Here is a 22,289-nt window from a genome sequence, read left to right on the forward strand (position 1 = left end):
TATATGACGTTTCCAAGCCGTCTGTCTCTGGTCCTAACCGCCAGCGTGGCACTTTTTCTTACCGGCTGTGGTTCCCAACAGGGAAATATGACCCCTCAAGCCCCTGCGGACCCTATGAAACGGGTTGCCGCACTGATTCAGCAGGCGGAAGTCGCTGCTCCGGTAAAAAGCGCCCAACTCAAAGCAGAAGCCGCCCGTCTGTTGATTTTACAAAATCGACAGAGCGAAGCCTCCCAGCTACTGGATGAGGTCGACATGCAGCGCCTCACCCCTGCGCTGCAGTTTGAAATCTCGGAATTAAAGGCCAGAACAGCCCTGCAACAACAAGACGGCCAGCGAGCGTTACGCTATCTACAGCAACTACCGCCAGAAACGACTAAAAACCTAGCGCCCGCGCAGCAGTACCAGATTGGCGAAATGCAAGCCGACGCTTACCGCTATGAACAAAATACATACAACGAACTACAGCAACTCATTCAACTGAGCAGCTATAGTCCTGCCGACAAGGCTAAAGCCCTACACAATCGCATTTGGCGCCTACTAACCCAGATGCCGGTCGACCAACTGACACAGCTTAGCCAACAAACCGATAATAACTATTATCAACAGGGCTGGTATGAACTCGGGCTTAGTGCAGGCAAGGCGCACGATCTGAGCCAGCAAAACGCACAGCTACAGGAGTGGAATGTCCTCTGGCAGTCTCACCCGGCCCAACAAACACCACCCGATGCATTACTAGCCGTGACGAGTGCTGACACCCTCAGTGCCGAAAATATCGCCCTATTCCTACCGATGAGTGGCAATCTGCAAAAACCTGCCGAAGCGATCATTACCGGCTTTATGACCGCTCACTACAATGCGGTACAGGCAGGTAAAACCACTGCCAAAGTGACGATGCTCGACTCAACCAAGATCACCACAGCAGAACAACTCTATCAACTGACTAGCGAGCGCAATATCGACCTTATTATCGGGCCGCTACAAAAGGAGATGGTTGAGAGCTTGATCAACTTCGGTCCTGCGCCAATTCCAACACTGACACTTAATACCGCTCCTGGGTTACAGCAAAGCAATATCTATCAGTTTGGCTTAGCGATCGAAGATGAAGCCGTCCAAGCAGCAGAACGCGCGTGGCAGGATAATAAGCGCCAAGTCTTGGTATACACCGCGAACACCGACTGGGGCACACGTGCGGCTAGCGCTTTCAAACAACGCTTCACAGCGCTCGGCGGTACCGTCCTCGATAGCCTTAGCTATAACGATGATATTAGTTACTCAGATCAGGTCTCCCAACTACTTGCCACCGACCAAAGCGCGATCCGCAAAACTCAGATCACCCGCATTATCGGCCAACGACCCCAGTTTGAAAATCGCCGCCGCCAAGATGTCGATGCCATCTTCCTATCGGTATTGCCACAAATGGCTCGGCAAATTAAACCGACTCTAGCGTTTCATTACGCCGGCGATGTCCCGGTTTATGCCACATCACATCTCTATACCGGCGCTAAATCAGCCATCCAAGATCAGGATCTTAACGGCATTCTCTTCGTCACTACCCCTTGGCTGAGCAGCCCACCCTCTGCCGAGCATTTACAACTGGCACAGCAACGGGACGACACCGATAGCCGTTTTGGACGACTCTATGCACTCGGCATCGATGCCTTTACCCTGTACCCCTATCTCGCCCAACTGTCAGCCTCAAGCGCAGCGAAGATAGATGGCGAAACAGGGTCACTCTCTATCAACGAACACAATCAAGTTATACGCACCCTTAACTGGACAACGTTCAAGCAGGGAATAGCTCAACCCATAGACTGAGACTGCACCATGGATAGACAGCAAATCGGCAAGGATGCCGAACAAAACGCACTACAGTATCTCAACCAACAAGGCCTCAAATTGATCGAGCGAAATTATCACTGCCGCTTTGGTGAAATAGATCTGATCATGCAAGACAGCGATCAATTAGTCTTCGTCGAGGTGCGCAGCAGGCGTCATCAACAATGGGGTGGTGCCGGTTTATCGGTTGATTTTCGTAAACAGAAGAAATTAATAAAAACAGCAAGTTACTTCCTCAGCCAGCAGAAAAGCAGTAACCTGCCTATCTGCCGGTTTGATGTGGTAGCATTTGAGGCCAATCAGGGCAACGGGAGTGGAGATTCCCGCCCCGTATGGTATAAAGACGCCTTCAGACCTGAAGCCACTTTCTGACAGGAGCACCGATGGTACTTCAAGACCGAGTTATTAACCTATTCCATAACAGCATGGAGGTTAATGCCCAAACCATCGAAGAATACACCCCGATGATCTCGCATGCCGGAGAGCTGTTACTCGGCTGCCTGATATCCGAAAACAAAATCCTTTGTTGTGGGAACGGCGGGAGTGCGGCTCTTTCACAGCACTTTAGCAGCTTGCTCATGAATCAGTTTCGCCATGAGCGTCCCGGCCTACCGGCAATATCCCTGAGCGCCGAAGGCTCTGCCCTCACCGGCATCGCCCAAGATGGCCAGTTTAACGATATCTTCTCGAAACAGATTCGCGCCCTTGGCCAGCCGGGTGATTTACTATTATTACTCTCGAGTGACGGCCGTGCTGCCAACTTAGTTCAGGCGATCCAAGCAGCCCATGACCGCGATATGCTGGTCATTGCCCTCACCGGGGGAACTAATAACGATATTCACTCTCTATTACTGCCTGATGAGGTTGAATTTTGCATACCGGCAGACGACCCCGCCCTTATTTTTGGGGCACAAACACTGATTCTGCACGCCTTGTGCGATCTGATAGATTATCAACTTTTTGGCGGAGAATAATTGATGAAACGGATAGCCATCCTAGTCATAGCAGGCCTTTTAAGCAGCGGCTGCTCAACCGTGGTCAGCAGCTTAAAAGAGGAGCCTATTAAAGAGGATCCCACCGACCGTACCACCGGCAGCTTCGTCGATGACCAACTCATCGAGATCAAAGCCAATGTGAACATCAGCAAAGGCTCTGTCGATCTCAGCAGCAGCCACGTTAATGTCACCAGCTTTAACGGTATTGTGCTACTCACCGGCCAAGTACCCAACGAAGCCAGCCGCTCAGAAGCTGAGCAGATCGTTAGCCAGGTACGCAAAATCCGTCGTATTCATAACGAACTCACCATCACCAGCCCAACCGCCTCGCTAGCACGCGCCAACGACACCTGGATTACCGCCAAGATCAAAGCCAACATGATTGGCGACAAAGGGATCGATGCGACCCAGATTAAAGTTGTGACCGAAAACGGCGTGGTATATCTCATGGGATTAGTCACCCGAGATCAGTCAGATAAAGCGATCGAGGTTGTCCGCAGCGTTAACGGCATCCAGAAAATAGTTAAGATCTTCGAATATATCGACTAGACCAACACAGAGAAACACACAAAGGTCACCGATGGTGGCCTTTTTTGATTCGATACCCACCATCCGTAGGAGCAGCCTCTGGCCGCGATGCTTTGATCGATAATACCGGTGCGGTTCGCAAGCTCACCAGCACCCTACGCGAAAATGATGGAATCGCCTCTAGAAGAGGCTCCCACATAAAGAATGTGAACCCTACCTTCCTGTGGGCGTGGCCTCTGGCCGCGATGCTTTGATCGACAATGCCGGTGCGGTTCGCAAGCTCACCAGCACCCTACGCGAAAATAATGGAATCGCCTCTAGAAGAGGCTCCCACACAGAAAATGTGAACCCTATCTTCCTGTGGGAACGGCCTCTGGCCGCGATGCTTTGATCGACAATACCGGTGCGGTTCGCAAGCTCACCAGCACCCTACGCGAAAATGATGGAATCGCCTCTAGAAGAAGCTCCCACAGAGCACCTGAACCCTATATTCCTGTGGGAGCGGCCTCTGGCCGCGATGATTTGACCGACAATACCGGTGCGGTTCGCAAGCTCACCAGCACCCTACGCGAAAATGATGAAATCGCCTCTAGAAGAGGCTCCCACCCAGAGAATGTGAACCCTATCTTCCTGTGGGAGCGGCCTCTGGCCGCGATGCTTTGATCGACAATACCGGAGCGGTTCGCAAGCTCACCAGCACCCTACGCGAAAATGATGGAATCGCCTCTAGAAGAGGCTCCCACACAGAGCACCTGAACCCCATTTTTGCGTAGGGTGCCGGTGAAGAATGAACCGCACCAATGGTGCACCAATGCTGGACGACACATCAGAGGAATACTACTTAACCACCTTCAACGAAGGGCGGCTCTTGGCTTTCGGCTTAGGCGGTTCTGGGGGCTTAGGGTCCGTTTCAGGCTCTTCTGCGAAAAGCGCCTCAACACCCGGCTCGGCACCAAAACCCATCCCTTGACCATTCTCACGGGCGTAGATCGCCATGACAGCAACAATAGGCACAAATACATTCATCGGCACACCACCGAAACGCGCATTAAAGCTCACCGCATCAATGTCGACCGATAAATTCTGCACCGCAGAAGGCGCGATATTCAAAACAATCTGACCATCACTGATAAATTGCTGCGGCACCATCACACCCTGAATTTCAGCATCAATCACCAAATGTGGCGTCCAGCCACTATCCAGAATCCACTCATTCAGCGCACGAATAAGATATCCACGACTCGATTGCATTTTTTACTCCAAAAAAAAGGATGAGTAAAAACCCATCCTTTATATATTAATGTCGACCGTATCAGTCACGCATTTCACGTTCTTCTTCAGACAAGCTGATCTGAAACGCTTCACGCTCAAACAGACGTTCCATATACTTAATAAGATCTTTGCACTGCGCTTCCGGCAACTCAACACCTAGAATCTCTAGACGCCATAGCAACGGAGCAATACAGCAGTCTACTAAGGTAAACTCTTCACTCATAAAGAAGTCTTTCTCACCAAAGATCGGTGAAACAGCCACTAAGCTATCACGCAAGGCTTTACGTGCATTGTCAGCATCATCCGCGTCTTCAGCGGTCAAAATGATATCCGCTAAAGAACACCAATCACGCTGAATACGGTACATATACAAACGACTTTCAGCACGTGCAACAGGATAGACAGGCAGTAGCGGCGGATGAGGAAAACGCTCATCCAGATACTCCATCATCACATTTGGCTCATACAACACCAGTTCCCGATCTAGCAGAGTCGGCAAGCTGTTGTATGGATTCAGTGACGCCAGATCCTCAGGCAAACTGTTTGGATCGCAATCGTTTATTTCAACTGCAACACCTTTTTCTGCCAGAACGATACGTACCCGATGGCTATAATGATCATTGCCATCGGAGTAAAAAGTCATAGAAGAACGCTTGGCCACTACACCCATTAAATCACCCCGTTTCACTTGTTCCATAAAATAAATATACGCGGACCAACAAAATTGGCCCGCGTATCGGTAATCTTGTCTAGCAGACGTTTAGTGAACGTCTCGCCAGAACTCCTTCTTCAGCGCAAACGCGAAGACAAACAAGATCGCCAAGAAGATCAGCACTTTATAACCAATTTGTTCAGATTCAAGCTTAACAGGGTTACCCATATAAGACATGAAGTTAACTAGGTCATAAACGGTCTTATCAAACTCTTCAACCGAAAGCTCGCCTTTTTCAGCAACACTCAGGCAACCACCCATTGTCAGGCCAGTCAGAGGATCAATGGTTTTCTCATGATGAGCCATCTCAGACGCTGTGCAATGGTTAACCTGAAGGCCTTGCAGTCCCTCTAACACGTTAGGCATACCAACGTCAGGGAAGACAACGTTATTCACACCCCAAGGACGTGCAGGGTCTTTGTAGAAACTGCGCAGGTAAGTATACACCCAATCTTCACCACGTAGACGTGTTTCCAACGTCAAATCAGGTGGAGGAGTACCAAACCAACCAGCTGCATCCGCCTGTGGCATAGCAATGGTCATCTGCTCACCCACTTTGGACTCGCCAAAGATCATGTGCTCTTGCACCAACTCGCTAGGCATACCCAAATCGACAGCAGCACGCTCATAACGCTGAAAGTTAGCCGAGTGGCAACCCATGCAGTAGTTAACAAAGGTTTTCATACCACGTTGCAGAGATTCTTTATTGGTATGATCCGGCCCCATGGTGTCCAAATGAACCCCGCCGGTATTCGCACTGGCGACGACAGGCACCAGCACCAACATAATTGCGATAAAAAACTTTTTCATTAGCCTGTCACCCTTTCCGGTACCGGTTTAGTGCTTTCCATTCTGGTGTAGAACGGCATCAGGAAGAAGTATGCAAAATACAGTGCAGTACAGATCTGTGCCACCAGTGTACGGCCAGGAGAAGATGCAACAACTCCTAAGTAACCCAGAATCACAAAGCTAATGGCAAAGATAACCAACCAAACTTTACTCATCCAACCTTTATAGCGCATAGATTTAACTGGGCTACGATCCAACCAAGGAAGAACAAACAGAATGGCAATCGCACCACCCATCACTACAACACCAGGGAACTGGGAAGCCGCAATAGGCGGAATCGCACGCAACATAGCGTAGAACGGTGTGAAGTACCAAACCGGCGCGATGTGCGGCGGGGTCTTCAGCGGGTTAGCCGGTTCAAAGTTTGGCTGCTCAATAAAGTAACCACCCATCTCAGGGAAGAAGAAGATGATTAGGCAGAATACGAACAGGAAGACCACTACACCAACAATATCTTTCACGGTGTAATAAGGGTGGAATGGAATACCATCGAGTGGGATACCGTTCTCGTCCTTTTTCTCTTTGATTTCGATACCGTCTGGGTTGTTAGAACCCACTTCATGCAGAGCGATGATGTGCATAACAACCAAGCCCAGCAGGACGATCGGCAGTGCAACAACGTGCAGCGAGAAGAAACGGTTAAGCGTGATACCAGAAATCAGATAATCACCACGAATCCATTCTGCTAGATCCGGACCAATCACCGGCACGGCAGAGAACAGCGATACGATTACCTGTGCACCCCAGTAAGACATCTGTCCCCATGGCAGCAAGTAACCCATAAAGGCTTCAGCCATCAGCGCCAGATAGATCGTCATACCGAAGATCCATACCAATTCACGCGGCTTACGGTAAGAACCGTACAGCAGACCACGGAACATATGCAGATAAACCACAGCAAAGAAAGCGGAAGCACCGGTGGAGTGCATATAACGCAGCAACCAGCCGTAATCCACATCACGCATGATGTATTCAACCGAAGCAAACGCGCCTTCTGCGGTTGGATTATAACTCATAGTCAACCAGATACCGGTCAACAGTTGGTTAACTAAAACCAACAGAGCGAGGGAACCAAAGAAGTACCAAAAGTTGAAGTTCTTTGGAGCGTAGTATTTTGCTAAATGATCATCCCACATCGCCGTCAGCGGGAAACGATCATCGATCCAGCCAATGATGCCTGGATTTCCTTTATTACGTGCGCCAGCCATTATGCAGTCTCCTGATCCACACCAATGATGATCACATTTTCGCTCTCATAATAATGAGGCGGAATCACCAGGTTAGTAGGTGCCGGAACACCCTTCAATACACGACCAGACAGGTCAAAACGAGAACCATGACATGGGCAGTAGAAACCACCAACCCAATCAGCACCCAAATCTTCAGGGCCAAGTTCAGGACGGTACGTCGGAGAACAACCCAAATGGGTACAAATACCCACCATCACCGCGATATCTTCACGCAGTGAACGAGCAGGTGTGCCCGGTATATACGCCGGCTGCTGTGGTACTGTCGACTTAGGATCCGCTAAACGATCAGAAATCTTTGCCAAATTGGCCAAAGCTTCCGGTCCACGGCGAACAATCCATACAGGCTTGCCGCGCCACTTCACGATCATCTGCTGACCAATTTCCAGCTTGCTGACATCAGCTTTAACCGGAGCACCAGCCGTTTTGGCCTTGGCACTCGGGTTCCATGAAGCCACGAACGGAACAGCAGCTCCTACGGCACCCACTGCCCCAACAGCAGAGGTGGCACCGATCAGGAGACGTCGCCGCCCCTTATTCACGCCGTCATTACTCATTAAGACTATCTCCCCTCACTCAACCTATAACGCCACACTATTGCAGTGCAGTCATTATTGGGTTGCTCAGTAATGAATACCGAATTAACGGATTTTTAAAATGGCACAAATAGTAATGAAATTCCCTGCTTCTTACAAGGATAAATAGGGGTAAAACCGCCTTTTTACGCCTATAGTCGAGCAAGTCTTGACCTCACCACAAAGCACCATTACAGAAACGAAAAAACGCCCGAACCATTGCTGGCACGGGCGCTTTTTGTTCGATACAAAAAAGTATCGCCGCGAATTAACGCTTAGAGAACTGTGGTTTCTTACGTGCTTTACGTAGACCAACTTTCTTACGTTCAACTTCACGCGCATCACGGGTAACAAAACCAGCAGCACGCAGTTCAGGACGTAGAGTCTCATCATATACCATCAACGCACGAGTGATACCGTGACGGATCGCACCAGCTTGACCGAAACCACCACCGCCTTTAACGGTAATGTAAACATCAAATTTATCAGTGTTACCAGTCAGATCAAGAGGCTGACGAACGATCATGCGAGCAGTTTCGCGACCGAAGTAAACATCTAGTTCACGCTGGTTAACAGTGATTTTACCTGTACCTGGACGCAAAAATACGCGTGCAGTAGAGGATTTACGACGGCCTGTGCCGTAATACTGAGTTGTAGACATATTGACCTGCCCCTTAGACGTTCAGTTCTTGTGGCTGTTGAGCCGCATGCGGATGTTCTGCACCAGCGTACACTTTCATCTTAGTGTACATAGCGCGACCCAGGGGACCTTTAGGCAACATGCCCTTAACGGCCAACTCGATGGTGCGTGTAGGATGAGTTTCAACCATCTTCTCGAAAGAAGTTTCACGCAGACCACCTGGGTAACCAGTATGGCGATAGTACATTTTGTCCTTACGCTTGTTACCGGTTACGTTAACTTTCTCAGCGTTAACAACGATGATGTAATCACCAGTATCAACATGAGGAGTGAATTCTGCTTTATGCTTGCCGCGTAGACGACGAGCAATTTCGGTAGCCAGACGACCAAGAGTTTTACCCTCTGCGTCAACAACATACCAATCGCGTTTTACCTCTGCAGGCTTAGCGCTAAATGTAGTCATGATAATTTACCTATACATCAGTCTGAACAAGGCCAATCGTGTGATTAGCAAGGTTCGACGACCTTATAATTATTGGTTGTAAACCGTGGCCTACAACGTCAAAATTCCCCGGACCAATCCGAAGGAGCGCGGATTATACTGCAACTGCAAAAATATGCCAATAAAAAGATTATTGCGACGCAATATAATCAAACCGAAGGAAACCGAGTGCTCGCAGCGATAGATATAGCGATGCTTTGGTACGCCAACACAGCCTTCGCGTAGGGTGCGGTGAGCCTCGCGAACCGCACCTTCAACGACAAACTTGGCCGACACGGTTCATTTTCACCACGCACCCGCCATTCCCATAGGGTGTGGTGAGCTTTGCGAACCGCACCTTCAACGGCAACCTTTACAGATACCGGCACCATCGGTGCGGTTCGTTCCTCACCGCACCCTACAAAAAAACCGTGGGATCTTCGCCCCTACGGAGATATCTTGGGATATTTTGGTGCGGCCCATTCCCCACCGACACCCGCATCAACCACTTCTTTAAACGCGATGCTCTCGTGCTAAATACTCTTGCGACTGCATTTCAAGCAAGCGACTCTGGGTTCGCTGAATTTCGAACTCTAATCGCCCTTCGCTATAAATTTCATGAATGGACTTTTCAGCAGTGAGGATTAACTTCACGCCACAATCATAAAACTCATCAACCAAGTTAACGAAACGACGGGCGGCATCATCATTACTGCGCCCAAGCTGAGGCACATCACTGATCAATACCGCATGGAAAATCTTACTCAGCTCGATGTAATCATTCTGACTACGTGGCCCTTCGCACAACTCAGAAAACTCAAACCAAGCCACATCTTCACAACAGCGACGCGCTTGAATATTCCGGCCATTAATCTCTAGCACGCAGTCTTCAGCCACCTCTTTAAGATCAGGCACCAAGCGTTCAAAGCTCTGGTTTAAACTCGCGTCCGCAGCCGCATCGAGTGGGAAGTGATACAACTCAGCTTGTTCAAGGGTTCGTAAGCGGTAATCAACACCGCTATCGACGTTCACCACTTCGGTAAACTTATTGAGCATATCAATCGCTGGCAAAAAGCGAGAACGCTGCAAACCATTCTCGTACAAGCCGTTAGGTACAATATTCGAGGTCGCCACCAGGGATACGCCGTTTTTAAACAACTCTTCCAGCAGCCCACCTAAAATCATGGCATCGGTGATATCGGTAACAAAAAACTCATCGAAGCAGATAATCTGGAATTCGCTGGCGTATTTCTTCCCAATCTCAACTAGCGGATTAGGGGTGCCATCTAATAGCTTTAGCTCTTGATGAACGCGCTGCATAAAACGATGAAAGTGGGTCCGCTCTTTATTCTCAAACGGCAGACTGTCATAGAAGGTATCCATCAGGTAGGTTTTACCCCGACCAACGCCACCCCAGAAATACAGCCCTTTCACCGGTTCAACGGTTTTCTTTTTCAGCTTGCCCGACAGACGGCTCATAAACCCTGAAGGCTTTGGCTCATTTTGCCGAGCAACGAGATCGTCATACAAACGCTGCAGATGCTTAACCGCCTCTTCCTGAGCCGAATCATAGGAGAAATCATCTCTTTCAAGATCTTTTTTATAACGAGCAATAGGAGTCATGCGAGAAACCGTACCATTCTAGCTAATGTCAGATATCATCAAAGGATATAAAAGAAGGTTGGGCACTTTACTCTCCAACCCCTGTTTTTGCAACGCAACAAAGGAGTAAGCCGAGCCAACCATTGAGCAAAACCATCGCTGCCAGAGGCAGCTCCTACGACATAAAAAATTAATCGCATTCTGTGGAAGCCCCTTCTAGGGGCGATAAATCTCAATTAAATCCATCGCAGCCAGAGGCAGCTCCTACCAATGTAAACACACCCTAACACCGAAGGGATTGGCTACAACCCCTAACCAATCCCCATCAAAGGAATCAACAAAGGCAACATAAAGGCTGTAAAAGCACCGGTCATCCCCATGGCTAAACCACCAAAAGCACCTGCCATCAGGCCATACTCAAAAGCATAGGCGGTACCCATACCATGAGCCGACACGCCTAAGGTAAAGCCTTTAACGGCTTCATCGGTCACATTCAAAATACGGTAAATAGGTGGCGCTAAGATGCAGCCGATCGCGCCAGTAATCAGCACTAAACCCGAAGCCAACGACGGATAGCCGCCTAGCTTTTCAGCGACGCCGATAGCTATCGCCGATGTCACCGATTTTGGCGCAATCGATAACAAGGTACCCAATGAAGCATCCAGCGCCTGCGCGACTAACACGGCGGAGGCCGCGGCCGTCACCGCTCCTGCCATGCAAGCCAGCAACAATGGTAACAGCATCTTTTTGACCCGCTCGAAATGGTCAAACAAAGGCACCGCTAAGGCCACTGTCGCAGGCCCTAAGAGGAAATGGATAAACTGCGCACCCTCAAAGTAAGTCTCATACGGGGTACCGGTTAACAATAAAAACACAATGATCAACGACAAGGAAACCAACACCGGGTGCAGTAAAGGCGTGCCTCCTAAGCGTCGATTAAACCACGATGTCGCAATAAAGGTCACAATGGTGACGACCAGCCATAGCAATGGCTTAGCGGAAAAAAACGTCCAAAATTCCATCGTGACTATTCCCGCTCCAACTGATGCAACTTTTTAGCGGAAGGATTGAGAATCAGCGCCGTCACGACAATGGTTAGACCAGTGCTGATAATTAATGCCAACAGGATCGCCAGCCAATCCGCCTTTAACAAAGAAAAATGGGTCATCAACCCAACGCCAGCAGGCACAAACAGCAACGCTAGATGCTTTAATAAGGCTTCGGAAGGAATCCGTAACGATTCAGGCACCTCCCCTTTTATAATCAGGCAAAGCAACAACAACACCATCCCAACCACAGGCCCAGGCACCGGCATCCCCAGCAGTACAACAATAAGCTCACCGACCAATTGAAACAGCAGCAGTATCAGAAAACCAACTAACATCTCACCTCCCAGATTAAATCAGTAACGACATCGCTTCACTCGCGGCATAAATGCCAAATAGCATAAATAACACACCAGATACTCGGTGCAGCCAAACCACAGAAACATAACGCATCAAGGCGCGCCCAGCCATAACACCTATGATCGACGTCGCCACCAGCGCGACTGTCGCCCCCAACCAAACAGCCACCGGCGACTCGGCACTAGCCAACCCCATCACCGCCAACTGAGTCTTATCACCCAATTCGGCAAAAAACAGCATCACTAGGGCCGATAAAAAGATACTTTTGCCCGATAACCCTAAACCACCGGCATCGTCATCCTCTTCTGTTCTGAACGATTGCAGCCCAAACCAGAGAAACAAAACCGCAACAACGATTAACACGACTGATCGAGGCAACCAGTTCGCCGCCACCGATCCCACAACGACGGCCAGCACATTTAAAACCGAAAACGCCACTACCGCCGCCAAAATTACCGGTAACGGCCGATATCGCGCAGCTAAGGTCATACACACCAGCTGACTTTTATCACCGAACTCCGCCAGAAATACCAGTAAAAAAGTCCCAATAAAACTCCCCAGTTGATCCATAAAGCCATTCCGCCCAAAAAATCCGGGGATTATACAGAATTAAGCACGGCACTGAGTCATTACACTTTAAACTTAGGCGTTATCTATTAATTTTTCGGCGACATGAAGCTCTTGCAAGGTATTCAAATTACATAATTGATCAGACATATCGACGATATCAATCAACTGTAAAGGATGAGTCCGCATCCAGCGCTGCACGGCTCGCTGACCGCCTTCTAACCACTGGGACAGATCATCCACAAGCCGCCGCGGGATGACCGCATGCAGCGGATGCAACTTATCCTTTTCGGATAAAACCGTAATAGCCTCGGGCCTTGCCTGAGCCGCCATTAACAATCGCTCAATCAGCGTCGTTTTTAGTAACGGCGTATCACAGGGCAAGACCAACACCTGCTCAGTATTGCAGACACGCAAACCACTTAAGATACCAGCCAGTGGCCCCTGAAAACCGTCCAACTCATCGACAACCACCTGATCAGCCAGTTCGCTATAGTCCGGCAGGTGTCGATTACAACTAATGATCAACCGCTGTGTGTACGGTTTGACTAGCTGCACCGCGAAACCAGCCATCGGCTGCGAACGAAAGGCAACCAAGCCTTTATCACGACCGCCCATTCGCTGCCCCTCTCCACCAGCCAAGACAATCACATCCAGCGGCTTAATAGCCATCACCCGCCGGTTACCGGTGGAAATAACGCCACTTCATCACCCGCTGAGATCTGCGTATCCAGAGGCACAATTTCTTGATTAACCGAACACAGCAGAGTGCCAGCCAACGCTCGCTGCCAAACATCGTCTCGCGATTGCAGAGCGGCAACCAAATCCGCCACAGACTCACCACAGTTCAAAGGCTGGTTCAACTGTCCCACCCCCAGCGCTTCCCGCAATGAAGCAAAAAATAACACCTTAACCATTACATCACCCTACTCAGACAGCTCACCGAGAAGCGACTTATCCACAAGCACACATCGGTTAACTACGATTAGATTAACCGCTTCTATTTATTGTTTTATGTTTGCAGATAGCAAAATGAAGCCCATCGGCACAACAAGATACCGCCTAGATACCCACTTCACTAAATGGAATAAACGGTAACCGGTCGCCTTCATTCACGACAGCCCCCGCAGGAACGACAAGATAACCCGTTGCCGTTACCGCCGAACTTAATACACCCGAACTCTGGCTATGCCCTAACACTGCACGCCCAGCAACCAATTCGACCCGCAGATACTCCTGACGACTAATCGCGCGCGTACGGCTAAAGCCCGCCTCGACGAATAACTGCTGAGGCAAAACCGACGCAACACCCATCGACTTCAGCAGGAAAGGCCGCGCCAAAATACAAAAGGTCACCAATACCGCTGAAGGATTTCCCGGCAACCCTAACAGAGGCTTACCATTAACATAACCGAATGCCATCGGCTTGCCCGGTTTAATTGCTAACTTCCAGAGCTTTAATTCACCCTGCGATTCCACCGCTGCTTTAACATGATCCTCTTCACCCACCGACACGCCGCCGCTGGTAATAATACAATCAGCCCGTTCCGACGCCTGCTGCAACGCAGCAATCGTACCTTCACGGGTATCTTCCACCATTGAAGACATAACGATCTCGCAACCCAACCCCTGCAACAAACCACGCAAGGTAAATAGGTTCGAGTTATAGATCTGACCCGGTTTTAAAGGATTACCCGGCATGACCAACTCATCCCCCGTCGCCAACACCGCCACCTTGATTGGCCGATACACCTGAACCCGCGCGATCCCAACAGAGGCAAGCACACCTAAGTGCGACGCCTGTAAGCGAGTCCCTACCGGCATCACCACCTGCCCCGCACGAACATCTTGCCCTCGACGACGGATATTATTACCTGCAACGGGCACCTCAAGGAACTCGACCCACTGCTCGCCACCTTCATCGACTGCAACGGTATTCTCTTGCATAACAACCGCATCAGCGCCGAGAGGGATTTCAGAACCGGTAAACAATCGAGCCGCCGTTTGAGGCTGCAGCATTTGAGGCGCAGTACCCGCAGGAATACGCTGTGACACTCTCAGCCGCTTAACACTCTTATCGCCAAGGGCGGCCGTATTCAGCGCATAACCATCCATTGCGCTATTATCTTGCGGCGGTACATCAACGACGGAGAGCTGATCTTCGGCTAATACCCGCCCTAGCGCATCTTCTATCGCCAACCACTCAACATCCGCGCTCGGCTTTGCGTTAGCCAACAACGCCGCTAACGCCTCCTTCACTGGCATCAATGACTGACGTGCATCACAACTCATCCGCGTGGCCCACATGCAGATTCCACCGCGCGAGAGGTCATCACCATCTCAACAAAATTACAGGGACGATGCCGTGCATCCAGTTGCTCCCGAATAATACCGTTCCAAGCCGTTTTACAGGCCCCTGTCGAGCCAGGCATACAAAAGATCAGCGTCCGATTAGCAACACCCGCAAAGGCGCGAGACTGAATCGTCGAGGTGCCGATCTCGTCATACGATAACTGCCTGAACAACTCTCCATAGCCTTCGATCGTTTTATCCAACAACGGCAGCAAGGCTTCAGGCGTGGTATCTCGCAGCGTAAAGCCTGTACCGCCCGTCACTAAAACCGCCTGAACCTTTTCATCGGCAATCCACTGGGAAACTACGGCCCGCAACTGATACACATCATCCGGACAGATCGCCCTATCCGCCAACACATGCCCCGCAGTACTCAAACCCTCTACTAATGCATCACCTGACGTATCAGTCTCTTCGGTGCGTGTATCCGACACCGTCAACACGGCCATCTGCAATGACTGAAAAGGTACTTCTTTCTTGTTATGACCCATAAAACATCTCACTAAAAAGGCTATGTCACCGGCATGCAACACATACACGGCAAACTAGACAATACATTTAACTGGACAGCACTCACGACATTAACGGAGATAAAGTTCTCGCAGCGCAACAAAAAAACCAAAATGGGGTTATTTCCTAACGCCAAGCAGTACCGCTAAAAAAAAACACATGATACTATTGCACAAAGCTACAAGGCCACTGTTCATATTATTTATGCTTAACCATTAGCATACGCGGTTGAATAATATTCAAAGACTGGACTGACATGGCATCACATAGAACATTTTATAAGGAAAGCAGCCGATGAAAAAGCGAACGTTAGTCAATTTAATAGCCCCTTCTGCATTAATCATGTCACTACCTGTTTCTGCAGCTATTGAACCTGCTGCCATTGATGCAGGTCCGATCAAAATAATCCCAATGATTAGTACTCAAGTTGGTTATGACGATAACTTTTTCAGCACATCCGGCAACGAAGAAGATGAAATAATCACTGTTCTGTCCCCCTCTGTTCAGTTAGTCGCAGAAGATGGCATGAATGCCTATCGGTTAACCTATCAACTCAGCGAAGGGATGCACCAAGACAGCACCGCTGATAATTATACTGACCACAAGCTTGCGGCAGACGCGCACTTAGAATTTAGCCAACGCAGTGTGCTAGATCTGCAAGCTGCTTATAACAAAGGACATGAAGCACGGGGTACGGGTTTAAGTGCGGCTGGCGGTATCGCTAATAGCGTTACATCACCCTTGGAATATGACACAACAACCCTTGGCTTTAGCTACATGTATGGTGCACCGAGTGCAACCGGCCGTATCGAAGTTTATGGTGACCACCTAGACCGTGAGTATCAAAACTTCCGTTCTATCACTAAGGGTCGAGATGACACCGAAGTAACCTTGGGTACAGTTTTCTATTATAAAATCATGCCAAAAACTTCATTGCTTTTTGAAGCGCGTAATAAAGATATCGACTACGATGTTGATCCAGCCAGCTCACTTGATAGTAGCACTTGGACATACCTCGTCGGTGCAACTTGGGAAGGTACGGCTAAAACAACGGGGACTATTAAGTTTGGTTTGAGTGAAAAAGATTTCGACTCTTCAAGCCGTGATGACGAAACCTATTCCAGCTGGGAAGCTTCTGTTCGCTGGGAACCTCTCACTTACTCTAAAGTTGATATCAGCACCAGCCGTAGTTCAGCCGAAAGCACCGGTACCGGCAACTTCATTGACACTCAAAACTACAATATCAACTGGAACCATGCGTGGAACAGTATTGTAAGTACTGATCTTGGCTTAGGCTTTACTAACGAAGTTTATGAAGGTTCTGCCAGTGGCCGTGAAGATGATACAACATCCTTCAGCGCCGGTATGAACTATGATATGCGCCGTTGGTTAACCTTTGGTCTGAATTACACATACAGTGATCAAGACTCTAACCTTGCTAATACTGACTATGATAAAAACCTAGTCATGCTAACTCTTAACGCATCTCTATAAACTGAAACAATTGAGTTTTCTATGATATTCAGTGCTAAATCAATCAGGGTAGCCTTTATGGCTACTCTGATTTTCTTCTGTTCAGTCGCTGCGGCTGAAACAACGACCCTCTCTGACTACCGCCTCGGCTCAGGCGATTTACTCAGCATCCAAGTATTTGGTGAAGAAGACCTGAGCATGGAGATTCGCTTAAGTGATGCCGGCACGATCGCCTATCCATTTTTAGGTGAGTTAAAAATACTCAATATGACCATCGGCAATCTCAGTGAATTGATTCAACAAGGGCTGGCGGAAGGCTACTTACACGACCCGCAAGTCAGTATTACCGTATTAGAATATCGCCAATTTTATATTAATGGCGAAGTCAAAGAACCCGGTGGCTACCCCTACCAACCAGGGCTTACATTGCAAAAAGCTGTGGCACTGGCCGGCGGTTTTACCGAACGAGCCTCAAAGAGCAAACTGTTTGTTTCACACGACGGTGAAACAAAAAATCCCAGTCTCGTTAAACTGAATACTCAGATCAGACCAGGCGATATTATTACTATTGAACAAAGTTTCTTCTAACTGGCAGTCCCTGCAACAGCCTTAGAACAAAAGAAATTCGATCAACGTTCCGCATACACACTACAGAGACCACGCAAAAAGTATGGAAACGAATAACTCTCAAGAAAACGTCTCCCGCCTGATGGGCGATGATGTAATCGACCTACGCCAATACTGGAATACGATAAACCGGCATAAGTGGGGTATATTCGGTTTTGCCATTGTGGTGACAATGCTGACAACCTTGGTCGTTTTCTCGATGAAACCGATCTATAGGGCTGAAGCGACACTGCTGATAGAATCACAAAACGCTAACGTCGTCTCGATTGAAGAAGTCTATGGCCTAGATTCCGGTAACAGTGAATACTACCTCACTCAGTTTGAGATTCTTAAATCCCGCCAGCTAGCAGAACGGGTGATCGACAAGCTCAATTTAATTGATCACCCTGAGTTCAACCAAGCACCTGGGTTTATCGCTAACACCATCGCTTCAGCTAAGGCTTTACTACCTCTGGGAGTAGTAGAGGAACCATCTGAAGAAGAGATGGCACGGATCAAGCTCCAAAATGTGACCTCTCAGTTAATTGGCAACCTAACCATTGAACCCATTCGCAAGACCCAACTCGTTAAGATTAGTTATGACTCTTACGAGCCGCTACTATCAGCTGAGATTGCCAACGCCGTTGGCGATGCCTATATAGAAAACAACTTAGAAGCCCGCTTGCAGCTAACGATGAAAGCATCCGGCTGGTTAATGGAGCGCTTGAGCGGTCTACGTGAAAAACTCAAAGTCTCTGAGCAAAACCTACAGCAATACCGAGAACAAGAACAGATTGTCGGTAGCGATGGTGGTTTTGATATTGCTAACAACGAACTCGATATGGTTGCTAGCAAACACATTGAAGCTCGTCGGGAACGTATGGCGCTCGAAAGCCTAAACCGCCAGATCAAAAAACTAGATAGGCGTAATCCTGAAAATTTTGAGCTGATCCCAGCCATTCTGCAACACCCATTAGTACAGAGCCTTAAAGGAACCGTACTGCAGGCCGAGCTTAAAAAATCAGAGCTCTCTAAACGTTATGGTGCTAAGCACCCTAAGATGAAAGCCGCTCAGTCTGAGCTAGACAATGCTCGACGCAGCTTGAATGCTCAGATTCTTTCTGTCGTCAACGGTATCGAGAACGAGTACCGCCTAGCACTTTCCGCTGAACGCTCCCTCAAAGCGGCGGTCGATCAAACAAAACGCGACCTTCAATCGATTAATCGTAAAGATTATCGTCTGAAAGAGCTTGAGAAAGAGGTGGACGCCAATCGTCAGTTATATGACACCTTCTTCACCCGTTTAAGCGAAACCAATGCGACCGGTGATCTACAATCGGCTAACGCCCGCATTTCTGATCCAGCACAGCCACCACGAGGCCCTGAAAAACCTAAGAAAGGGTTGATTATGGCACTAGCATTTGTGGTTAGTATCATGTTTGGCATCATGTTCTCCTTCTTGTTAGAAGCGCTGAACAACACCATTAAGACTGCACAAGATGTCGAAAGTAAACTTGGCGCTACCATGCTGGGCTTATTACCTAAGCTAGCGAAAAGTAAGAAAACTGATAACGTCAGCTATACCGCTTATTTGGATGAAAACCAATCAGCCTTTGCCGAGTCTGTACGCACCATCCGTACCGGTATCGTGCTTTCAGCGTTGGATAACCCACATAAGATCTTATGTGTCACCTCATCGGCGCCAGGTGAAGGTAAAACCTCACTCACACTGAGCCTTGCTTACTCCCTTGGCCAGATGGAAAAAGTCTTGTTGATTGATGCGGATATGCGTCGCCCATCCATTGCCAAGGCCTTTGGGTTATCTGGTAAATCGGCGGGCTTATCTAACTTGGTAGCCGGTACAGCAAAACTGGAAGAGACCATACATAAAGACGAAAAATCAGGTATTGATATATTGCCGTCTGGTATTATCCCGCCCAACCCATTGGAACTGCTGTCTTCTGCTCGCTTTGCCAAAGTACTTGAAGTACTGGAAACAAAATACGATCGGATTGTCATCGATACCGCGCCGACTCAGGCGGTGAGCGATGCATTAGTACTATCACATCATGTGGGCGCGATGATCTATGTCGTTAAGGCTGACGCTACCAATTATCAACTGGCTAAAAACGGTCTTAAACGCCTCAACGAGGTGAAAGCCCCCTTGATCGGCGTTGTCTTGAACCAAGTTGATATTAAAAAATCCGCTAAGTATGGGGATGATTACTACGGCTACTATGATGTTTATGGTTATACAGCTGAAAAATAGGATGCCTAATGATTGATCTGCATAGCCATTTACTACCCGGTATCGATGATGGACCATCGACCCTTGACGAATCGCTGCAACTGGCCCGCATAGCGGCCAGTGACGGCATTCGCCATATGGTTGTGACACCCCATATTCATCCGGGCCGTTATGAAAACCAGATCGCGACCATAGAGCCTGTATTGCAGCGGTTGCAAGCAGCTTTAATTGAGCACGACATCCCCCTGACGATGAGCATGGGGGCCGAGCTGCGTATCTCCGCCGAGATGATCAGCATGATTCCATCGGGAAAAATCCCCTTTCTAGGAGAGTGGGAGGGAAAGAAAGTCCTGTTGCTTGAGTTCCCTCACAATCATATCCCTCCGGGTAGCGATAAACTGATTGGTTGGCTAAAAGCGCAAAATATTATTCCGATGATCGCTCACCCTGAACGCAATAAAGAGATTATCAATAATATCGATAAGATTAACCCCTTTATCGAGCAAGGCTGCCTGCTGCAGGTGACCGCCATGTCGGTTGCTGGGCAATTTGGTGCTAAGGCATTTGAAATAGCCCAAGAACTACTCGCCAGAGATTGGGTAACCGTGCTGGCAACAGATGCACATAATGTCGCTCACCGCCCCCCGATCCTATCAGAAGGCCTAAAAGCCGCGGCTAATATCATTGGTGAAGCAGCCGCGTTGCGCTTGGTAAAAGAGACACCGGAACAGATCATCCACTCCCATGCCCCCTAGTTCTAAACAACGACTGTTAATAACTTTACCGTTAATCATCGCCCTATGCGCGGCCATTTTTTATTCCGTCAGCATTGGTTTCGCCGATCTATATGGCTACAGTCCTCGCCAACACCTTAAGCACTGGCAAAAAACAGGTCACACCCCTACGCCGGACGAATTAGAGCAAGCGTTAAGCAGTATCCATACGGCTATAAGTAAAGATCCTCGCAATGCTGAATACAGAGATATGCAGGGGCTGCTCAACTACTATCAAGCAATCAATAGTTATCAACAGGGAGATCAAGCCCTCTTTATTGAATACACTCAACAAGCACTGGCTAGTTATCAACAAGCCACACGATTACGTCCCAACTGGCCCTACAGCTGGGCAAATCTCGCGTTAATGAAAGCCATGCTACAACAGTATGATAGTGAGTATGCACAAGCATTAACCCAGGCTATGGCCTTTGGCCCTTGGGAGAATGATGTCAATATCGTTGTAGCAGAAGCCGGTATGTTAGGTTGGTTTCAGCTCAACAGTCAAATCCAAGACAGCCTGATAAAGAATATCGAACGGGGTATTAAGCGTAACGGTAAGTCTATCAAGCAAAGGCTTTCGGCGATTAACAAACTAGGTTTAGCCTGCATCTATATAGAAGAATCAAAACAACGCAAACGACTCTGCGGCTTTTAAAAGGTCAGATTAAACAGCAGATGTTCAATTAATACATACGATAACAACTCGATACCATGGAGCCACTTATGACAACCGTACGCAAAGCTGTAATTCCTGTTGCCGGCCTAGGCACCCGAGTACTTCCTGCCAGCAAAGCGATTCCTAAAGAGATGTTACCCGTTGTCGACAAACCGGTTATCCAGCATGTTGTTGAAGAAGCGGTAAAAGCCGGCATTAAAGAGATCATTCTGGTTACCCGCAGTGGCAAATCCTCGATTGAAGATCACTTCGCCTCCAATTATGAGCTAGAACACCAGCTAGAGCTCAAACACAAAACTGCGATTCTAGATTCCGTCCGTAATATCGTGCCAAAAGACGTTACTATTATCTCTGTCAGACAACCCGAGGCTAAAGGCCTTGGCCATGCGGTTTACTGCGCGGCGCAAATCGTCAATAACGAACCCTTCGTGGTTATCCTTCCTGATGTACTGGTGAATAATTATCAGCAGGAAGAGAACGACCTGCAGAAAATGGTGTCCGCATTTGAGCAACATAACGCCGCTCAGATCATGGTTGAATCCGTCCCCCAGAGCCAAGTACACCTTTACGGCATTACCGACTGCAACGGCGTTAAACCCGCGGCCGGAGAGTCTGCGCCGATCAAAGGCATGGTTGAAAAACCAAAGACAAATGAAGCCCCTTCAGATTTAGCCGTGGTTGGCCGCTATGTGCTACCCGCTCGTGTGATGGCCCTGCTGGCCAACACCAAACCGGGTGCCGGTGATGAGATTCAATTGACCGATGCGCTCGACGAGCTACTAAAAGATGAAACCGTAGAAGCCTATCGCATGACCGGCAAAACCTACGACTGCGGCAACAAACTAGGCTTTCTACAAGCCAATGTTGCTTATGGACTTCAGCACCCCGATACCGCTGAAGGTTTTAAACAGTTCCTCGCACAACAGGACTGAGAC

26 protein-coding genes are annotated in these 22,289 nt (G+C 48.8%); 11 read left to right on the plus strand and 15 right to left on the minus strand.

Translation table 11 applies throughout. The features are described from left to right. The first annotated feature begins 3 nt into the window (after positions 1-3). From EH243_RS13210 to EH243_RS13230, 5 genes are all read left to right on the plus strand, one after another. On the plus strand, positions 4-1,818 hold the full coding sequence (locus EH243_RS13210; RefSeq protein WP_126159145.1) for a penicillin-binding protein activator: 1,815 nt from the start codon (positions 4-6) through the stop codon (positions 1,816-1,818). A gap of 9 nt (positions 1,819-1,827) precedes the next feature. Beyond that, positions 1,828-2,211 (plus strand): YraN family protein, encoded by a 384-nt coding sequence (locus EH243_RS13215; RefSeq protein WP_126159146.1) that lies wholly within the window; start codon positions 1,828-1,830, stop codon positions 2,209-2,211. 11 nt (positions 2,212-2,222) lie between these two features. Further along, positions 2,223-2,813, plus strand: coding sequence for an SIS domain-containing protein (locus tag EH243_RS13220; protein ID WP_126159147.1), 591 nt, complete (start codon positions 2,223-2,225; stop codon positions 2,811-2,813). Between the two features lie 3 nt (positions 2,814-2,816). Next, positions 2,817-3,383 (plus strand): BON domain-containing protein, encoded by a 567-nt coding sequence (locus EH243_RS13225; RefSeq protein WP_126159148.1) that lies wholly within the window; start codon positions 2,817-2,819, stop codon positions 3,381-3,383. Positions 3,384-3,722: 339 nt separating this feature from the next. Beyond that, entirely contained in the window at positions 3,723-4,025 is a 303-nt protein-coding gene (locus EH243_RS13230) for a hypothetical protein (RefSeq protein WP_126159149.1), read from the plus strand. Between the two features lie 174 nt (positions 4,026-4,199). On the opposite strand, the gene EH243_RS13235 is transcribed toward EH243_RS13230, so the two are convergent. From EH243_RS13235 to moaB, 15 genes are all read right to left on the minus strand, one after another. Continuing rightward, positions 4,200-4,613 (minus strand): ClpXP protease specificity-enhancing factor, encoded by a 414-nt coding sequence (locus EH243_RS13235; protein WP_126159150.1) that lies wholly within the window; start codon positions 4,611-4,613, stop codon positions 4,200-4,202. Positions 4,614-4,674: 61 nt separating this feature from the next. Beyond that, the gene (sspA, locus tag EH243_RS13240; RefSeq protein ID WP_126159207.1) at positions 4,675-5,304 is read right to left on the minus strand and encodes a stringent starvation protein SspA; all 630 of its coding nucleotides are present in this window, start codon (positions 5,302-5,304) and stop codon (positions 4,675-4,677) included. 90 nt (positions 5,305-5,394) lie between these two features. Beyond that, positions 5,395-6,156 carry a cytochrome c1 gene (locus tag EH243_RS13245; protein ID WP_126159151.1) on the minus strand — a complete coding sequence of 254 codons (762 nt, stop codon included), beginning with the start codon at positions 6,154-6,156 and terminating at the stop codon, positions 5,395-5,397. Then, the gene (locus EH243_RS13250; protein WP_126159152.1) at positions 6,156-7,403 is read right to left on the minus strand and encodes a cytochrome b; all 1,248 of its coding nucleotides are present in this window, start codon (positions 7,401-7,403) and stop codon (positions 6,156-6,158) included. The genes EH243_RS13245 and EH243_RS13250 overlap by 1 nt, the downstream gene beginning before the upstream one ends. After that, positions 7,403-7,999, minus strand: coding sequence for a ubiquinol-cytochrome c reductase iron-sulfur subunit (gene petA, locus EH243_RS13255; protein WP_126159153.1), 597 nt, complete (start codon positions 7,997-7,999; stop codon positions 7,403-7,405). Before petA ends, EH243_RS13250 begins: the two co-directional genes overlap by 1 nt. Before the next feature lie 286 nt (positions 8,000-8,285). After that, entirely contained in the window at positions 8,286-8,678 is a 393-nt protein-coding gene (gene rpsI / locus EH243_RS13260; RefSeq protein WP_126159154.1) for a 30S ribosomal protein S9, read from the minus strand. Positions 8,679-8,691: 13 nt separating this feature from the next. Beyond that, a complete protein-coding gene (gene rplM / locus EH243_RS13265) occupies positions 8,692-9,120 on the minus strand; it encodes a 50S ribosomal protein L13 (protein ID WP_126159155.1) in 429 nt (142 codons plus the stop codon). 531 nt (positions 9,121-9,651) lie between these two features. Then, positions 9,652-10,761 carry a cell division protein ZapE gene (gene zapE / locus EH243_RS13270; RefSeq protein WP_126159156.1) on the minus strand — a complete coding sequence of 370 codons (1,110 nt, stop codon included), beginning with the start codon at positions 10,759-10,761 and terminating at the stop codon, positions 9,652-9,654. A gap of 290 nt (positions 10,762-11,051) precedes the next feature. Beyond that, complete coding sequence (locus tag EH243_RS13275; protein ID WP_126159157.1) at positions 11,052-11,762, minus strand: LrgB family protein; 711 nt, start codon at positions 11,760-11,762, stop codon at positions 11,052-11,054. 5 nt (positions 11,763-11,767) lie between these two features. Then, complete coding sequence (locus EH243_RS13280; protein WP_126159158.1) at positions 11,768-12,124, minus strand: CidA/LrgA family protein; 357 nt, start codon at positions 12,122-12,124, stop codon at positions 11,768-11,770. Between the two features lie 13 nt (positions 12,125-12,137). Further along, positions 12,138-12,716, minus strand: a complete 579-nt coding sequence (locus EH243_RS13285) for a TMEM165/GDT1 family protein (protein WP_126159159.1) — start codon at positions 12,714-12,716, stop codon at positions 12,138-12,140. Between the two features lie 72 nt (positions 12,717-12,788). Next, positions 12,789-13,385 (minus strand): molybdenum cofactor guanylyltransferase MobA, encoded by a 597-nt coding sequence (mobA, locus tag EH243_RS13290; RefSeq protein WP_126159160.1) that lies wholly within the window; start codon positions 13,383-13,385, stop codon positions 12,789-12,791. Next, complete coding sequence (locus EH243_RS13295) at positions 13,385-13,630, minus strand: MoaD/ThiS family protein (protein ID WP_126159161.1); 246 nt, start codon at positions 13,628-13,630, stop codon at positions 13,385-13,387. Before EH243_RS13295 ends, mobA begins: the two co-directional genes overlap by 1 nt. Positions 13,631-13,775: 145 nt before the next feature. After that, on the minus strand, positions 13,776-15,005 hold the full coding sequence (locus tag EH243_RS13300; RefSeq protein WP_241235082.1) for a molybdopterin molybdotransferase MoeA: 1,230 nt from the start codon (positions 15,003-15,005) through the stop codon (positions 13,776-13,778). Further along, a complete protein-coding gene (gene moaB, locus EH243_RS13305; protein ID WP_126159162.1) occupies positions 15,002-15,556 on the minus strand; it encodes a molybdenum cofactor biosynthesis protein B in 555 nt (184 codons plus the stop codon). Before moaB ends, EH243_RS13300 begins: the two co-directional genes overlap by 4 nt. A gap of 313 nt (positions 15,557-15,869) precedes the next feature. On the opposite strand from moaB, the gene EH243_RS13310 reads away from it, so the two are divergent. The 6 genes from EH243_RS13310 to galU all read left to right on the plus strand — a co-directional run bounded on the left by EH243_RS13310 (position 15,870) and on the right by galU (position 22,286). Next, positions 15,870-17,069 (plus strand): outer membrane beta-barrel protein, encoded by a 1,200-nt coding sequence (locus EH243_RS13310; RefSeq protein WP_126159163.1) that lies wholly within the window; start codon positions 15,870-15,872, stop codon positions 17,067-17,069. A 57-nt stretch (positions 17,070-17,126) separates the two neighbouring features. Further along, positions 17,127-17,636: a polysaccharide biosynthesis/export family protein gene (locus EH243_RS13315; RefSeq protein ID WP_126159209.1), complete on the plus strand. Its 510-nt coding sequence runs from the start codon at positions 17,127-17,129 to the stop codon at positions 17,634-17,636. An 82-nt stretch (positions 17,637-17,718) separates the two neighbouring features. Next, positions 17,719-19,923: a GumC family protein gene (locus EH243_RS13320; RefSeq protein WP_126159164.1), complete on the plus strand. Its 2,205-nt coding sequence runs from the start codon at positions 17,719-17,721 to the stop codon at positions 19,921-19,923. An 8-nt stretch (positions 19,924-19,931) separates the two neighbouring features. Beyond that, a complete protein-coding gene (locus tag EH243_RS13325; RefSeq protein ID WP_126159165.1) occupies positions 19,932-20,657 on the plus strand; it encodes a tyrosine-protein phosphatase in 726 nt (241 codons plus the stop codon). Next, positions 20,647-21,333, plus strand: a complete 687-nt coding sequence (locus EH243_RS13330) for a VpsP family polysaccharide biosynthesis protein (protein ID WP_126159166.1) — start codon at positions 20,647-20,649, stop codon at positions 21,331-21,333. The genes EH243_RS13325 and EH243_RS13330 overlap by 11 nt, the downstream gene beginning before the upstream one ends. 68 nt (positions 21,334-21,401) lie before the next feature. Next, positions 21,402-22,286 (plus strand): UTP--glucose-1-phosphate uridylyltransferase GalU, encoded by an 885-nt coding sequence (galU, locus tag EH243_RS13335; protein WP_126159167.1) that lies wholly within the window; start codon positions 21,402-21,404, stop codon positions 22,284-22,286. The last annotated feature ends 3 nt before the right edge of the window (positions 22,287-22,289 follow it).

The organism is Amphritea opalescens (genome assembly GCF_003957515.1).
Classification (GTDB): Bacteria; Pseudomonadota; Gammaproteobacteria; order Pseudomonadales; family Balneatricaceae; genus Amphritea; species Amphritea opalescens.

Bases quoted from the DNA above. Each gene is read 5' to 3' on its own strand.
- petA (WP_126159153.1), bottom strand. From the start codon at position 7,999: ATGAGTAATGACGGCGTGAATAAGGGGCGGCGACGTCTCCTGATCGGT.
- EH243_RS13310 (WP_126159163.1), top strand. From the start codon at position 15,870: ATGAAAAAGCGAACGTTAGTCAATTTAATAGCCCCTTCTGCATTAATC.
- EH243_RS13285 (WP_126159159.1), bottom strand. From the start codon at position 12,716: ATGGATCAACTGGGGAGTTTTATTGGGACTTTTTTACTGGTATTTCTG.
- EH243_RS13275 (WP_126159157.1), bottom strand. From the start codon at position 11,762: ATGGAATTTTGGACGTTTTTTTCCGCTAAGCCATTGCTATGGCTGGTC.
- sspA (WP_126159207.1), bottom strand. From the start codon at position 5,304: ATGGGTGTAGTGGCCAAGCGTTCTTCTATGACTTTTTACTCCGATGGC.
- rpsI (WP_126159154.1), bottom strand. From the start codon at position 8,678: ATGTCTACAACTCAGTATTACGGCACAGGCCGTCGTAAATCCTCTACT.
- galU (WP_126159167.1), top strand. From the start codon at position 21,402: ATGACAACCGTACGCAAAGCTGTAATTCCTGTTGCCGGCCTAGGCACC.
- EH243_RS13300 (WP_241235082.1), bottom strand. From the start codon at position 15,005: ATGAGTTGTGATGCACGTCAGTCATTGATGCCAGTGAAGGAGGCGTTA.
- zapE (WP_126159156.1), bottom strand. From the start codon at position 10,761: ATGACTCCTATTGCTCGTTATAAAAAAGATCTTGAAAGAGATGATTTC.
- EH243_RS13210 (WP_126159145.1), top strand. From the start codon at position 4: ATGACGTTTCCAAGCCGTCTGTCTCTGGTCCTAACCGCCAGCGTGGCA.
- EH243_RS13250 (WP_126159152.1), bottom strand. From the start codon at position 7,403: ATGGCTGGCGCACGTAATAAAGGAAATCCAGGCATCATTGGCTGGATC.
- EH243_RS13280 (WP_126159158.1), bottom strand. From the start codon at position 12,124: ATGTTAGTTGGTTTTCTGATACTGCTGCTGTTTCAATTGGTCGGTGAG.
- EH243_RS13220 (WP_126159147.1), top strand. From the start codon at position 2,223: ATGGTACTTCAAGACCGAGTTATTAACCTATTCCATAACAGCATGGAG.
- EH243_RS13325 (WP_126159165.1), top strand. From the start codon at position 19,932: ATGATTGATCTGCATAGCCATTTACTACCCGGTATCGATGATGGACCA.
- EH243_RS13330 (WP_126159166.1), top strand. From the start codon at position 20,647: ATGCCCCCTAGTTCTAAACAACGACTGTTAATAACTTTACCGTTAATC.
- EH243_RS13320 (WP_126159164.1), top strand. From the start codon at position 17,719: ATGGAAACGAATAACTCTCAAGAAAACGTCTCCCGCCTGATGGGCGAT.
- mobA (WP_126159160.1), bottom strand. From the start codon at position 13,385: ATGGCTATTAAGCCGCTGGATGTGATTGTCTTGGCTGGTGGAGAGGGG.
- EH243_RS13315 (WP_126159209.1), top strand. From the start codon at position 17,127: ATGGCTACTCTGATTTTCTTCTGTTCAGTCGCTGCGGCTGAAACAACG.
- EH243_RS13295 (WP_126159161.1), bottom strand. From the start codon at position 13,630: ATGGTTAAGGTGTTATTTTTTGCTTCATTGCGGGAAGCGCTGGGGGTG.
- EH243_RS13235 (WP_126159150.1), bottom strand. From the start codon at position 4,613: ATGCAATCGAGTCGTGGATATCTTATTCGTGCGCTGAATGAGTGGATT.
- EH243_RS13225 (WP_126159148.1), top strand. From the start codon at position 2,817: ATGAAACGGATAGCCATCCTAGTCATAGCAGGCCTTTTAAGCAGCGGC.
- EH243_RS13215 (WP_126159146.1), top strand. From the start codon at position 1,828: ATGGATAGACAGCAAATCGGCAAGGATGCCGAACAAAACGCACTACAG.
- rplM (WP_126159155.1), bottom strand. From the start codon at position 9,120: ATGACTACATTTAGCGCTAAGCCTGCAGAGGTAAAACGCGATTGGTAT.
- moaB (WP_126159162.1), bottom strand. From the start codon at position 15,556: ATGGGTCATAACAAGAAAGAAGTACCTTTTCAGTCATTGCAGATGGCC.
- EH243_RS13245 (WP_126159151.1), bottom strand. From the start codon at position 6,156: ATGAAAAAGTTTTTTATCGCAATTATGTTGGTGCTGGTGCCTGTCGTC.